Consider the following 13,792-nt stretch of genomic DNA (forward strand, 5'->3'; position numbering starts at 1 on the left):
TTACGCTGGGTGCGGTAAACGAAGGCATGACCTCATCGTTTGAACCGCCCCTAAAAGGCGTCCGCGTCGTCGAACTCACCCACACCATCCTTGGACCGTCGTGCGGCATGATCCTGGCCGATCTCGGCGCCGAGGTGATCAAGGTCGAGCCGGTCGACGGCGACCGCACACGCAAGCTGCGCGGCTTCGGCGCCGGCTTCTTCGGCTACTTCAACCGCAACAAGAAGAGCCTGGCGCTCGATGCCGATGCGCCCGAGGGCCGTGCGGTGCTGGTGAAGCTGCTGCAGTCGGCCGACGTGCTGATCGAGAACTTCGCCCCGGGTTCGATGGCCAAGCGCAAGCTGGGTCCGAAGGACCTCGAGAAGATCAATCCGCGCCTCGTCTATTGCTCGCTGAAGGGCTTCCTGCCCGGGCCGTATGAAAAGCGTCCGGCGCTCGACGAGGTCGTGCAGATGATGGGTGGCCTCGCCTATATGACCGGGCCGTCGGGACGGCCGCTGCGCGCCGGCACCTCGGTGGTCGACATCATGGGGGGCATGTTCGGCGCCTTCGGCACGGTGCTGGCGCTGAAGCAGCGTGACCGGACGGGCAAGGGCGGGCTGGTCGAGAGCGCGCTGTTCGAATCGGTGGTCTTCCTGATGGGCCAGCACCTCGCCATCACCGCGATCAATGGCGCGCCACCTCCGCCGATGCCCGAGCGCGTGAGCTCGTGGGCGGTCTACGAGATCTTCAATACCTCCGACGACCTGCAGGTCTTCGTCGGCATCACCAGCGACGGCCAATGGAAGCGCTTCTGCGAGTTCTTCAGGCAGCCCGAACTTGCCGCCGACCCCAGGCTCGCCACGAACAACCTGCGCATCGAGGCCAGGCCGTGGCTTGTCCCCAAGGTCGCGGCGGTCTTCAAGGCCTACACCAAGGACGAACTCGAACGGATGTGCCTCGAGGCCGATGTCTCCTTTGCACCGGTCGCCCGGCCGCAGGACCTGTTCGACAACCCGCATCTGCTGGCCAACGGTTCGCTGGCACCGACGATCCTGCCCGGTGGCGTGAAGACGCGCCTGCCGCTGCTGCCCTTCCAGATGTTCGGCTGGCGGCCTCCGCTGCTCCGCGATCCGCCGGAGATCGGCCAGCACAATGACGAGGTCCTGGCGGAGATTGGCTACGACAAAACCGGCGTGGCTGCGCTCAGGGCAGCGAGACTGTTGGGGCCCCAATAGGGCCAGCCTAAGCAGGACCGATTGGGGGCCACGATACAGACGAAACAATTTCACGGCCCGGCAATACTTCGATGATACGGGCGGCCGGTACACAGGCGTCACCGGCAAGGGCAAATCCGCCCCGGCCGCTTCGAGACACCGGGGATAATCATGTTCCAGATCATCGGTTCCTTCTTGGCCCTTGCCACCGTCATCGCCACCCTCTCCGCGGCGCCCGTCTACGGCCTGTTGTTCGCCCTCGCCACGCTCGGCTGGGTCGTCAAGGCCAAGCCCGCCCAAGCCACCGAAATCCAGTACGACGCCCCGCAAGGTGGCGTCGTCATTTCGGCCCAGTTTCGCTAAGTCTTCGCTGATCCAGGCCGGCGCCGCCCGCGAGGGCCGCTCGCCGGTTTGCTCCCGGTCCGCGTTTGCGGTCCAGGTCGAGCCACTCCCACCAGCCCCAAAGTCCTATCCGATCTCCGCCTGCGCCCGTTGCACCTCGACGGCCAGCGGCCCGAGGCTGTCCTGGCAGGCCGCACGGTCGCCCGCCTTGGCGGTCCGTTCTAGCATGCCCGCGGCATCGCCCAGCGCCCGGGCGCCGACCGCCAGCGCGCTGCCCTTGAGGCGATGGGCGGCGGCGGCAAGGGCAGGCAGGTCGCCCGCCGTCATGGCCGCCTCGATGTCACGGCGCGACTCGATGGCGGTCGCGGAAAATTTGCGCAACAGATCGCGCCGGGCCGCCTCGTCGTCGGCAATCCAGGGGTCGAGCACGCTGCGGTCGATCGCCGGCTTGGCGCCGGCGTCGCCGTGCAGCCAGCGTTGCAGGGTGGCGCGCAGGCGGGCGAGGCTGACCGGCTTGGAGAGATAGCCGTCCATGCCGGCGGCCCGGCAGCGCTCGTCCTCGCCCGCGAGCGCGTTGGCGGTGACCGCGACGATCGGCGTGTGCGGCCGGCCGCCGGCGGTCTCGAGACGGCGGATTGCCGCCGTCATTTCGAAGCCGTCCATCTGCGGCATATGGATGTCGGCGAAGACGATGCCATAGCCACCGCTCTGCCACGCCTGCAGGCCGGCCAGGCCGTCGGCCGCCGAGTCGGAAGCGACGCCGAGCGCGCGGAGCTGGCGGACCAGCACGTCGCGGTTGATCGGGTGGTCGTCGACCACCAGCACGCGGTTGCCGGCAAGGCCCGCCAGTCCGTTCGTGGCCGCCGCTTCGGCTGCGGGCCGGTCGATCAGGGGCAGGTCGATCAGCGGCGAGTCGGCCGGGGCGGCCAGCAGGGTGAGCGTCACGGTGAAGGTCGAACCGGCGCCGGGGGAGCTCTCGGCCGACACGTCGCCGCCCATGAGCTGGGCGAGGCGCCGCACGATCGAGAGCCCGAGGCCGGTGCCGCCGAAGCGGCGTGTCGTCGAGCTGTCGGCCTGGGAGAAGGGCAGGAACAGTCGCGCCCGTTGCGCCTCGTTCATGCCGATGCCGGTGTCGCTCACCGACAGCACGACGCGCGTGCCGCCTTCGCCCAGCGGCTCGGTGCGGGCGCGGATCATGGCGCCGCCGCGATCGGTGAACTTGAGCGCATTGCCCAGGAGATTGAACAGGATCTGGCGCACCCGCGTGGGATCGCCCATCAGGGCGTCGGTCGATCCCGGGGCGACGGCGGCCACCAGCGACAGGCCCTTGCGCTCGGCCTGCGGCCGGAAGGTGGCGATCGCGCTCTCGACCAGGCCGGTCAGCGAAAACGGGGCTTCCTCCAGTTCGAGGGCGCCGGCCTCGATCTTGGAGAAATCGAGCAGGTCGTCGATGATCCGCAGCAGTGCCTGCGCCGACTCGCGCATGGTCGCCACCGTGCGCGCTTGCGTCTCGTCCACGCCTTCGGCTTCCAGCACCTCCATCATGCCGAGCACGCCGTTCATCGGCGTCCTGATCTCGTGGCTCATGGTGGCGAGGAACGTCGACTTGGCCTGGTTGGCGGCCTCGGCATCGGCACGCGACTTCTCGGCGGCGACCAACGCCCGTTCGAGTTCGCGCTGGTGATGGCGCTCTTCCGACACGTCGCTGACCAGCACCACGGCGCGCCGGTCGGCTTCGTAGCGCATCGACACGCGTGCCCATTTCCCGGGACCGTAGGAGATCAGCGCGGGCCGGCCGGCGCGCAGCGTTGCGAGCTGCCGGTCCGCCCAGCCGGCGGGGTCCTCTTTCGGTGGCGCCGCCCCGACTTTGGCGGCGTGCAGCACGGCCGCCGGATAGGCCGTGCCCGGCGCGACGATCTCGGGCATGTGCTGCATGAAGCGGCGGTAGGCCTCGTTGCACAGGATCAGCTTCTCGTCGCTGTCGAGGAAGGCGATGCCATCGTCCATCGCCTCCATGGCGAGGATCAGCCGCTCTCGCGCCTCGGCGACCTCGTCGCGTGCCGTCTCCAGTTCGCGCTGGCGCGCCTTGACGTCGCTGAGGTCGGTGACGAGGGTCACTACGCCGCCTTCACGAGTCGGATGCTTGGCGATGCGGATCCAGCGACCTCCGCGTGTGGCCATCTCGCGCTCGCCGAACGAGGTGCGGTGATGCGCAACCATCTCGGCGATCCATGCCTCGCCGCGTGCGGCGCTGTCGGGCCTGACGAGTCCGCGCCGCAGCATCTCGCGCAGCATCTCTTCATGGGGCATGCCGCGCACGAGCAACCCCGCGCCGCTGCCACCGGCAAACGTCTCGTAGGCATCGTTCCAGACGATCAGGCGGCCTTCGCCGTCGTGAATCGAGAAGCCGGAGGGGAGCGCCTTGATCGCGTCGTCGAAACGTTCGCGCTGGCGTGTGGCCTCGGCACGGGCGTTCTCGAGTTCCGTCACGTCGCGGTGCATGACCAGCCGCCAGCCGTTGGCCAGTACGGTAAGGGTGAACTGCAGCGTGCGGTCGCCGCGCTTCATCAAGGTCCAGCCGTCGCTGCCGGTCTCGAACAGGCGGCGCTGCGAGGCGATGAATTCGGCGCGGCGCGCGGCGTCCATGACGCCGAAGTCGCCGCGGTCGATTTCGTAGCCGAGCATCGACCAGACGTCCGGCAGCTTCGCCAGGGTCTCGCGGCTCATGTCGTGGAACTTGACCAGCGCGTCGTTGAGGAACAGCCATTTGCCGTCGGCGTCGTAGACGACCATGGCATCGGGCATTTCGTTGAGCATGGTCTGCAGGTCGCTGCGCGAGCGTTCCAGCTCCTGCTCGCGCTGCTTGAGTTCGGTGATGTCGCGATAGGTCACGAGCAGGCGTCCGTCGGCCAGCGCGTGCGAAGTCACCTCCAGCATGCGGCCGTCGCGGCCGGTCCGCGTGAAGGGCGTGCCGCTGCCGCTCAGGACCAGGGCGGTACGGCGCTCCGCCTCCGCCTCGAGATCGGCCGGCGGTCCGAAATCGCCGCGCAGGAGCTGATAGCGTCCGAGCTCGCCGAGGCCGGGGTGTGCCGCGATCGTCGCCGGGTCGAGATCCAGCAGGCGGCGGAAGGCGGCGTTGTGGAACAGCAGGCCACCGTCGGGGGTGTAGAGCGCGGCGCCGTCGCCCATGTTGTCCAGGACGGCCTGCATCGTGGCGCGCGTCTCCACCAACTCGGCCTCGCGCACCTTGATGTCGGTGATGTCGGGCAGCAGCGAGACCGTGCCGCCGTCGCTGGTCCGGCGGTTGAGCAGCCGGGTCCACCGGCCGCCATGCGTCGGGATCTCACGGTCGACGCGGCCCGACCGGAAGAGGGCGAGCGTGTCGGTGATCGCCTGGGCGTGATTGCCCTCTGCCGACAGCATGTGCCCGGCTTCGATATAGTCGCGGATGCCGTCTTCGAACTTCTCGCCGGGGGTGACCGCGCGCGCGATGTTGCGCATGCGCTGGCGATAGGCGTTGTTGCAGACCACGAGACGCTCGTCGGCATCGAAGGCGGCGAACGGCTCGTCAAGAGATTCGATGGCATCGACAAGTCGCCGGCGGGTGTTCTCGGCTTCTGCGCGCGCCGCGTCGATGTCGGTGAGGTCGCGATGGACGGTGAGCACGCGCCCGCCGGGCAGCGGCCGGTAGGTCACCTCGACGGTGCGGCCGGTGACGGTGCGGCGTCGCTCGGCCGGCTGGCCGGGCGCGTCGAAGCGGGCGACGCGGCTTGCGATCCAGCCTTCGAGGCCACCCGGCAGCGCCTCGATTGGGCCGTAGTCGCCGCGATGGGCGCGGAAGCGGACGATGTCGGAGAAGGTCGGCAGGGTCTTCAACAATTCGTCCGGCATGTCGTGCAGGCGGGCCATCGCCCGGTTCTGGTAGAGCCAGCGCCCGTCGCCCTCGTAGAGCATGGCGCCGTCGCTCATGTTGTCGAGCACGGTGCGCATCGTGTCCTGGGCGAAGGCCACGTCGCGGTGCGCCTCGTCGAGCGTCTGCGACATGTCCGACGCGGCGAGGTCGCGCGCGATCTGCTCGCGCATGCGGCGGCGCTCGAAGTGCGCGAACAGGTTGATGATGACGAAGAAGCCGAAGGCGATCGCGGCGAGGCCAACGGCCGGGCGGCTGCCGTCGTCCAGCACCAGTACGGCACAGGTCGGCAGCAGGGCCGCCGCCGCGACGAGGATGAAGGTGCGGCCATCGAGCCCGCGCGATGGCGACCAGCCGCCGATCAGGCAGAGCGCGAAGGTCCAGAGCGTGCGTTCCTGGTCGGCCGGCAAGGTGGCGAAGAAGCCGCCCATCAGGCCATTGGCGAAGGTCGTGGGCACGGCGGTGACGGTGTAGAGCCAGCGCCAGCCCGACAGGCTCGCGGCGCCGGGATCGCGCTTGTGCGCGACCTGCACACGCCACGATCCCCAGACCGAAACCAGGTAGACGACCGCCGGCACGAGGAACATCCAGAGCGGCGCGATCCCGGCATAAAGCGAGGCCGCCACGGCCGCGAATATCGGCAGGGCGACCAGCTTGGGCAGGATGGGAATCTCCACCAGCCGGTCGGTGATGATCCGCTCGACCCGCTTCGGGTCGATGCCGGCGATGTCCAACTGGTTCATGTCGATCATGCTGGGAGCCCGATGTATCGGCCGTGTGTCGCGGACCCGGCGCTTTGTATCGTCGAAGTCGCGGGCAGGGCCCGACGATACACCGGCGACACGAACCGGCCCAATCCCGCGATACAGACGGCACACCAAGCCGGGTGGTGCGACACCGCCACGACTTGGGACACGGGCATGATCCTCCCATCGACGGACCGCATGCCGCGGCTCCCGTCAAACCATGAAACGGGAGACTGACCATGCTCAAGACCATCGCGACCTTTGCCGCCCTCGCCACCCTGGCGGCCACCACCATCGCCCCGGCCCATGCCATCCGTTCGTCGCAAGGCATGAGCCTCAACGGCGTCGGCGAGAACGGCATTGGCGTCAACGGCGGCGGCAACAATGGCTTTACCACCAACGGCTTTGCCAACAACGGCGGTGGCAACAACGGCGTGGAGGACAGCTCCTCGGCCTTGTCGATCCAGGCGATCGAACTGCCGCCCGAGACCCGCTAACCGATCCTGCGAACGGCCCGTCCTCCGCGACGGGCCGTTTCCTCTTTCAGGAGCACCCGCCATGCGCCACTCGATCCTCGCCCTTCTTGCCTTGCTGTGCGCCGCTGCGGCGCCAGCCGTCGCCCGGCCGGCCCCCCAGGTGACGGTCGAGGGCACCGAGTTCGTGGCGGCCTTGGCCGATGGCCGCGTCCTGCGCAGCCGCGACCTGGTGGGCGCCGTGCTCGACGCACGCTTTGCCGGCCGGCCGGTGCGGATCCGCATCGCCGCGGTCGAGCCCGATCCCGACGACCGCAGCGGCACCGTCTGGCTGCATACGCTGGAACAGACCGATGCCGACGGCGCCTGGACCAATTTCTGCACCGCCGGCCCCGACGGCCGCCGCCAGGGCTTCCCCCTGGAAGGTGGTCCGAACGGCATTGAACTCAGCTGCACGTCGGGCGCGATCGCCAAGTGCGTGCGCTTCGGCTACCGCCGCTGGAGCGCGGCCGCCGATGGTGCGGCGCTGGCGCCACTGCATGCGGCCTGCGTGCGCATGGTGCGCGGCGACTACGGCGGCGCCGACCGGCCGTGGACCAAGGACGGCATGCGCATCGACATGTACGACGATCACGGCGTGCAGGTGCCCGACAATTCACCCGACGATGTCTTCGAGGCGGGCTGGAGCCCCAAGGGCGCGGTCTGCGTCCACCATGTGCGCGTCAAGGAGAACACCACCCTGGCCGAACTCGAGGCGCGCTATCCGGCGCTGCGTGGCCGCACTGGCGAGGTCTGCACCGAGGCCTTCGCCCGCACCCATGGCGCCGTTTTGTTCAATCGGTCCAGGCCCTGATTGCCGTTTGCCCCGTGTCGGCGTGTGCTAGGCTGATGTCGGGGGAGAGATGGATAAGCGTCAGCATATTGTCGTTGTCGAGGACGAACCGGCCCAGCGCCAGCTTCTGCTCGATTACCTGAGCAAGCAGGGCTACCGCGTTACCGGCTTCGAATCGGGCGTGGGTCTGCGCCGCCTGGTCGAGCGCGAGTTGCCGGCGCTGGTGCTCCTCGATGTCGGCCTGCCCGGCGAGGACGGCTTCGCCATCGCCCGCTGGCTGCGCGAGAAGAGCGGCAAGGTCTGCATCATCATGGTGACGGCGGCCGGCGACACGGTCGACCGCGTGGTCGGCCTCGAGACCGGCGCCGACGACTACATTCCCAAGCCGTTCGACCCGCGCGAGCTTCTGGCCCGCATCAAGAGTGTGCTGCGCCGGTCCGGTGGCGCGGTGACGACCAGCAGCGGTCCGCGTGTGCGCATGGGCCGACGCGTCCTCGACCTCGACAAGCGCGTGCTGGTCGATGCCGACGGGACTGAGGAGGCGCTGGCCGCCAGCGAATTCGACCTGCTCAAGCTCTTTGCCGAGAACCCCAACCGGCCGCTGGCGCGCGACTGGCTGCTGGAGACGGTCGGCCATCGCGAGATGGAAGTGTTCGACCGCGCCATCGATCTGCGGATCACCCGGCTCCGCCGCAAGATCGAGAAGGACGCCGCCCATCCCGAGGCGATCCGCACCGTGCGCGGCGTCGGTTATATGTTCGTACCGCCCAAGGAATAGGCGGAACAATACTAGAACTTGTGTCAATAAGATAAATTAAATCAGGGGGTTATTTACCCTCTTGCCGGCTGGAACAAAATAGGTACATTGGCGCTCTACCCGCTGCGGACTTATCCGCATTGCTGCTCCTGACAGGGCCGTGGGACAACGAGGAGAGAGCCAATGTCGGCGATGCTGAAAGTGGTCGAAAAAGAAGGCATGGAAAACAAGAACAAGGCGCTGGATGCCGCGCTCGCCCAGATCGAGCGCGCCTTCGGCAAGGGCTCGATCATGAAACTCGGCCAGCGCGAGGCCGTGGAGATCGAATCGATCTCGACCGGTTCGCTCGGCCTCGATATCGCGCTGGGCATCGGCGGCCTGCCCAAGGGTCGCATCATCGAGATCTACGGCCCGGAAAGCTCGGGCAAGACCACGCTGGCGCTGCACGTTCTCGCCGAAGCCCAGAAGAAGGGCGGCTCTTGCGCCTTCATCGATGCCGAGCACGCGCTCGATCCCGGTTACGCCAAGAAGCTGGGTGTCGACATCGGCAACCTGCTGATCTCCCAGCCCGACGCCGGCGAGCAGGCGCTCGAGATCGCCGACACGCTGGTGCGCTCGGGCGCCATCGACGTGCTGGTCATCGACTCGGTGGCGGCCCTCGTGCCGCGCGCCGAACTCGAGGGCGAGATGGGCGATTCGCTGCCGGGTCTCCATGCCCGCCTGATGAGCCAGGCGCTGCGCAAGCTCACCGGCTCGATCTCCAAGTCGAACACGCTGGTGATCTTCATCAACCAGATCCGCATGAAGATCGGAGTCATGTTCGGCAGCCCCGAGACCACGACCGGCGGCAATGCGCTCAAATTCTATGCCTCGGTGCGCCTCGACATCCGCCGCATCGGCGCGCTCAAGGACAAGGACGAGGTGGTCGGCAACCAGACCCGCGTCAAGGTGGTGAAGAACAAGGTGGCGCCGCCGTTCAAGGTCGTCGAGTTCGACATCCTCTACGGTGAGGGCATCTCCAAGGTCGGCGAGCTGATCGATCTCGGCGACAAGGCCGGCATCGTCGAGAAGTCGGGCTCGTGGTTCTCCTACGACGGCACGCGCATCGGCCAGGGCCGCGAGAACGCCAAGCAGTACCTGCGCGACCATCCCGAGGTCGCCGATGCGATCGAGCAGAAGATCCGCGCCAACGCCGGCATTCTTGCCAACGCCCTGATGGACGGCGGCAAGGACGACAAGGAAGACGACGACGAATAGTCGCCTCGTCGTCTCCCTCATGGGCTTCAGTCGAAATTAAAGAGTCTTAGCGGCCCCGATCCCCTGTCTCGGGTCCCCGGGCGGTGTTGCTCCCCCACGCGCAACACCGCCCACTTTCTCGCCCGCGCCCAGGCGCGGGCGAGAAAGTGGGGCGGGCGTCAGCGCTTGTAATCAAGCGCGGGAGCCCGCACGGCGCAGAATGAATATGGCAGGCGCCTTCGTCTTTTCTGCACGGCGTGAGCTCTCGCGCTTGATTACAAGCGCTGACGCTCACCTTTTTCGAGCGCCGATGGCGCTCAAAAAACGCTGTACCCACTCGGGTCCTGTCCGCCGCACGCTTTTGCGTGGGCGGGTCGCGGCCCACGCCATCAGGCCGGCGAGCGGAAACCAGTCCTCGCTCTCGTCCTGCAGGCTCCGCGCGGCCATCGACACCTTGGGCACGGCGACCGGCGTCACGCCTTCCTGGGCCGGGCCGGCGCAGAGCTCGGCCGGCGAGGTCACGAGATACTCGCGACACACCAGCGGCCGCTCCGGATGGATCGAGCAGCTTTCCTCCTCGAGGAACGGGCAGGGGATGGCGAGCGCGAAGTAGGCCAGCGACAGTTCGCGGTCGCTCTTCTGTCCGCGCGCCGCGAGGCCGGCACCGTCGAGGGCCGCCTCGGCCGCGGCGAAGCGGGCGTGCAGCGTCGCGCGGCGTTCCCCGGGCATGGCCTCGATCAGCGCCAGCAACCGTTCTCCCTCCGTGCGCGAGACCGGCACGAGCTGACGGCAGCAGGCGCCGCAGCCCTTGCGGCAGGAGATCGTCTCTCCGCTCTTCTTGAGGCCCGCCTCGGCCGCGTCGACCACCGCGTTCACCAGCCCCTGCAGTGCGGGCACGATGTCGGCCGCGGCCACCGGACTAGAGGGCACGGTGATCGGGTGGACGATCCGGAGATCGCCCACGGTGAGCCTCAGAGTGGCGGTAGAATGGGCCTCGGCGGCCATTTCCGGACGGTTCCCTGTTCTGGACTTGGGCAGCAGGCGCACGCTACAAGGCCCGCATGCAAAGCGTCAGCGATATCCGCCGTACCTTCCTAGAATATTTCGCCAAGAACGGCCACGCGATCGTGGAGTCGAGCCCGTTGGTGCCGCGCAACGACCCGACCCTGATGTTCACCAACGCCGGCATGGTGCAGTTCAAGAACGTCTTCACCGGCCTCGAGACGCGCTCCTATGCGCGCGCCGCCACGTCGCAGAAATGCGTGCGCGCCGGCGGCAAGCACAACGACCTCGAGAACGTGGGCTACACCGCCCGCCACCACACCTTCTTCGAGATGCTGGGCAACTTCTCGTTCGGCGACTATTTCAAGGAACGGGCGATCGAACTCGCCTGGAACCTGCTGACGAAGGACTACGGCCTGTCCAAGGACAAGCTGCTGGTCACGGTGTTCCATACCGACGACGAGGCGGCGGGCTTCTGGAAGAAGATCGCGGGCCTGCCCGAGGACCGCATCATCCGCATCGCCACCTCGGATAATTTCTGGGCGATGGGCGAGACCGGCCCGTGCGGGCCCTGCACCGAGATCTTCTACGACCACGGCGAAGGCATCCCCGGCGGCCCGCCGGGCAGTCCCGACCAGGACGGCGACCGCTTCATCGAAATCTGGAACCTGGTCTTCATGCAGTTCGACCAGGTGACGAAGGACGAGCGCAAGGCGCTGCCCAAGCCCTCGATCGACACCGGCATGGGGCTGGAGCGGCTGGCCGCGGTGCTGCAGGGCAAGCACAACAACTACGACATCGACCTGTTCCGCGCCCTGATCGAGGCGGTGGCACACGAGACCGGGGTCGATCCCGACGGTCCGCAGGGCGCCTCGCACAAGGTCATCGCCGACCACCTGCGCACGACCTCGTTCCTGATCGCCGATGGCGTGCTGCCCTCGAACGAGGGCCGCGGCTACGTGCTGCGCCGCATCATGCGCCGCGCCATGCGCCACGCCCACATCCTGGGGGCGCAGGACCCGATCGTCTGGAAGCTGGTGCCGGTGCTGGTGCACGAGATGGGCGATGCCTTCCCCGAACTGGTGCGCGCCCAGCCGCTGATCACCGAGACGCTGAAGCTCGAGGAGGCGCGCTTCAAGCGCACCCTCGGCACCGGCCTCAAGCTGCTCGAGGACGAGACCCGGAGCATGGCCGCCGGCGGCACGCTCAAGGGCGACGTCGCCTTCAAGCTCTACGACACCTTCGGCTTTCCCCTCGATCTCACGCAGGACGTGCTGCGCGCGCGTGACATCAAGGTCGACAATGCGGGCTTCGAGGTGGCGATGGACGAGCAGCGCGCCAAGGCGCGCGCCGCCTGGGCGGGCTCGGGCGACACCGCCGACCAGGCGATCTGGTTCGACATCCGCCAGAAGGCCGGCGCCACCGAGTTCCTGGGCTACGACACCGAGCGCGCCGAGGGCCAGATCAAGGCGATCGTGGTCGACGGCAAGGAAGTACCGTCCCTGAAGGCCGGCCAGACCGGCTGGATCGTCGCCAACCAGACGCCGTTCTACGCCGAGTCGGGCGGCCAGCAGGGCGACACCGGCCGGCTGGCGAGCGGCGCCAACGAGGCCTCGGTCAGCGACGTGCAGAAGATGGTGGGCGATCTTCATGCCCATCACGCCACGGTCGAGAAGGGCGAGCTCAAGGTGGGCGACGACCTGGTCATGACCATCGACCCGATCCGCCGCGCCCAGCTGCGCGCGCACCATTCGGCGACCCACCTGCTGCACGAGGCGCTGCGCCGCCATCTCGGCCAACACGTCACGCAAAAGGGCTCGTTGGTGGCGCCCGACCGGCTGCGCTTCGACATCAGCCACACCAAGCCGGTCTCGGCCGAGGAGCTGCGCAGGATCGAGGACGAGGTCAACGACCGCATCCGCCACAACTCGGCGGTCGAGACCAGGCTCATGACCCCCGACGAGGCGATCGCGGCCGGCGCCATGGCGCTGTTCGGCGAGAAGTACGGCGAGGAAGTGCGTGTGCTTTCGATGGGCGGCGAACCCCATATGGAAGGCGGCGAGAAGTATTCGGTCGAGCTCTGCGGCGGCACGCACGCGCGCCGCACCGGCGACATCGGCCTGTTCAAGATCGTGGGCGAGGGCGCGGTCTCTTCCGGCGTGCGCCGCATAGAAGCGCTGGCCGGCGCTGCAGCCGAATTGTATGTCCGCCACCAGGCCGATTTGCTGGCCGAAGCCGCGGCGACCTTGAAGACGCGGCCCGAGGACCTGCCGGCGCGCCTCGCCACGCTGGTCGAGGGCCAGCGCCGCATCGAGCGCGAACTCTCCGACGCCCGCAAGGCGCTGGCGCTCGCCGGCTCCGACTCGGGCGCGGGCAATGCCGCGGCCGACGAGATGCGCGACGTCGGCGGTGTGAAGATGATCGGCCGCGTGCTGAACGGCGTGCCGGGCAAGGACCTCAAGGGCATGGCCGACGAGTTCAAGAAGAAGCTGGGCTCGGGCGTGGTCGCGCTGATCGGCATCGAGGACGGCAAGGCCTCGGCCGTGGTCGGCGTCACCGATGAGCTCTCGAAGAGCCTGAGCGCCGTCGAGCTGGTCAAGGCCGGCGTCGCGGCGCTGGGCGGCAAGGGCGGCGGCGGCCGGCCCGACATGGCCCAGGGCGGCGGGCCGGACGCGGCCAAGGCGTCCGATGCGCTCAAGGCCATCGAGGCGGCGGTCGGCGCCGCGGGCGTGAAATGAAGCGGTTCGCTCTCCTGATCGCGCCCCTCGTCGCCGCAGCGCTGCTGCTTGGCGGCTGCGGCCAGAAGGGCCTGCCGAAGGACGACGCCCAGGCAGCGCAGTACGCCAAGGACGAGCAGGCCTGTCGGGCGCAGGTGCGCCAGACCGCGCAGAGCGAGCGCAACATCGAGGACCAGCGTCGCGCCACCTTCGAGGGCGAGCGCGAGCGCTTCGGCCAGCAGGGCCTCTACACGACCATGGCCAACCAGGGCTACACCAACAACTTCGACCGGCTGCTCGCGAGCTGCATGGAAAACCGCGGCTGGACGCCGAAGAAGACCTCGATCTTCCCCAAGCTGAGCTGGTAGCCGCCGGACATCGGGCGTTCCCATCCTGAGTCGATCGGCGACACAGAAGGAGAGGGCCAAGCCCTTGATCCGCCGTCACAACATCGGGAACGGATCGGACTCGGCCTGGCTGATGGTGCCCCAGCGACCGAGCTGGCGCAGGAAGGCGACGCGCAGTCGGCCCGGCGTGTGCCGCTTGGGCGGGCCGGCGAGTGCGCGGCGGAGCGAGTCGGG

General features: G+C 68.3%; 10 protein-coding genes. 8 read left to right on the forward strand and 2 right to left on the reverse strand.

The window, feature by feature from the left end; all coding sequences use genetic code 11:
• Positions 1–26: 26 nt before the first annotated feature.
• Both EPO55_RS15120 and EPO55_RS15125 read left to right on the forward strand, forming a co-directional pair.
• Positions 27–1,217 (forward strand): CaiB/BaiF CoA-transferase family protein, encoded by a 1,191-nt coding sequence (locus EPO55_RS15120; protein WP_296337778.1) that lies wholly within the window; start codon positions 27–29, stop codon positions 1,215–1,217.
• Positions 1,218–1,367: 150 nt separating this feature from the next.
• Positions 1,368–1,559, forward strand: a complete 192-nt coding sequence (locus EPO55_RS15125; RefSeq protein WP_296337779.1) for a hypothetical protein — start codon at positions 1,368–1,370, stop codon at positions 1,557–1,559.
• A gap of 105 nt (positions 1,560–1,664) precedes the next feature.
• Here the strand turns inward: EPO55_RS15125 and EPO55_RS15130 are convergent, their stop codons facing one another.
• Entirely contained in the window at positions 1,665–6,191 is a 4,527-nt protein-coding gene (locus tag EPO55_RS15130; RefSeq protein ID WP_296337780.1) for a PAS-domain containing protein, read from the reverse strand.
• Between the two features lie 242 nt (positions 6,192–6,433).
• On the opposite strand from EPO55_RS15130, the gene EPO55_RS15135 reads away from it, so the two are divergent.
• From EPO55_RS15135 to recA, 4 genes are all read left to right on the forward strand, one after another.
• A complete protein-coding gene (locus tag EPO55_RS15135) occupies positions 6,434–6,691 on the forward strand; it encodes a hypothetical protein (RefSeq protein WP_296337781.1) in 258 nt (85 codons plus the stop codon).
• Between the two features lie 61 nt (positions 6,692–6,752).
• A complete protein-coding gene (locus EPO55_RS15140) occupies positions 6,753–7,520 on the forward strand; it encodes an ADYC domain-containing protein (protein WP_296337782.1) in 768 nt (255 codons plus the stop codon).
• 49 nt (positions 7,521–7,569) lie between these two features.
• The gene (locus tag EPO55_RS15145; protein WP_296337783.1) at positions 7,570–8,277 is read left to right on the forward strand and encodes a response regulator; all 708 of its coding nucleotides are present in this window, start codon (positions 7,570–7,572) and stop codon (positions 8,275–8,277) included.
• 162 nt (positions 8,278–8,439) lie between these two features.
• Positions 8,440–9,513 (forward strand): recombinase RecA, encoded by a 1,074-nt coding sequence (recA, locus tag EPO55_RS15150; protein ID WP_296337784.1) that lies wholly within the window; start codon positions 8,440–8,442, stop codon positions 9,511–9,513.
• A 270-nt stretch (positions 9,514–9,783) separates the two neighbouring features.
• Here the strand turns inward: recA and EPO55_RS15155 are convergent, their stop codons facing one another.
• A complete protein-coding gene (locus tag EPO55_RS15155) occupies positions 9,784–10,497 on the reverse strand; it encodes a YkgJ family cysteine cluster protein (protein ID WP_296337785.1) in 714 nt (237 codons plus the stop codon).
• A gap of 56 nt (positions 10,498–10,553) precedes the next feature.
• Between EPO55_RS15155 and alaS the strand changes: the two genes are divergently transcribed.
• Positions 10,554–13,232 carry an alanine--tRNA ligase gene (gene alaS, locus EPO55_RS15160; RefSeq protein ID WP_296337786.1) on the forward strand — a complete coding sequence of 893 codons (2,679 nt, stop codon included), beginning with the start codon at positions 10,554–10,556 and terminating at the stop codon, positions 13,230–13,232.
• Entirely contained in the window at positions 13,229–13,579 is a 351-nt protein-coding gene (locus tag EPO55_RS15165; RefSeq protein ID WP_296337787.1) for a lipoprotein, read from the forward strand. Before alaS ends, EPO55_RS15165 begins: the two co-directional genes overlap by 4 nt.
• The last annotated feature ends 213 nt before the right edge of the window (positions 13,580–13,792 follow it).

The sequence above is a fragment of the Reyranella sp. genome, assembly GCF_004296935.1.
GTDB lineage: Bacteria > Pseudomonadota > Alphaproteobacteria > Reyranellales > Reyranellaceae > Reyranella.

Excerpts from the sequence above, each read along its gene's own strand:
- EPO55_RS15130 (WP_296337780.1), bottom strand. The coding sequence starts at position 6,191 with ATGAACCAGTTGGACATCGCCGGCATCGACCCGAAGCGGGTCGAGCGG.
- EPO55_RS15120 (WP_296337778.1), top strand. The coding sequence starts at position 27 with ATGACCTCATCGTTTGAACCGCCCCTAAAAGGCGTCCGCGTCGTCGAA.
- EPO55_RS15135 (WP_296337781.1), top strand. The coding sequence starts at position 6,434 with ATGCTCAAGACCATCGCGACCTTTGCCGCCCTCGCCACCCTGGCGGCC.
- EPO55_RS15125 (WP_296337779.1), top strand. The coding sequence starts at position 1,368 with ATGTTCCAGATCATCGGTTCCTTCTTGGCCCTTGCCACCGTCATCGCC.
- EPO55_RS15145 (WP_296337783.1), top strand. The coding sequence starts at position 7,570 with ATGGATAAGCGTCAGCATATTGTCGTTGTCGAGGACGAACCGGCCCAG.
- alaS (WP_296337786.1), top strand. The coding sequence starts at position 10,554 with ATGCAAAGCGTCAGCGATATCCGCCGTACCTTCCTAGAATATTTCGCC.
- EPO55_RS15140 (WP_296337782.1), top strand. The coding sequence starts at position 6,753 with ATGCGCCACTCGATCCTCGCCCTTCTTGCCTTGCTGTGCGCCGCTGCG.
- recA (WP_296337784.1), top strand. The coding sequence starts at position 8,440 with ATGTCGGCGATGCTGAAAGTGGTCGAAAAAGAAGGCATGGAAAACAAG.
- EPO55_RS15155 (WP_296337785.1), bottom strand. The coding sequence starts at position 10,497 with ATGGCCGCCGAGGCCCATTCTACCGCCACTCTGAGGCTCACCGTGGGC.
- EPO55_RS15165 (WP_296337787.1), top strand. The coding sequence starts at position 13,229 with ATGAAGCGGTTCGCTCTCCTGATCGCGCCCCTCGTCGCCGCAGCGCTG.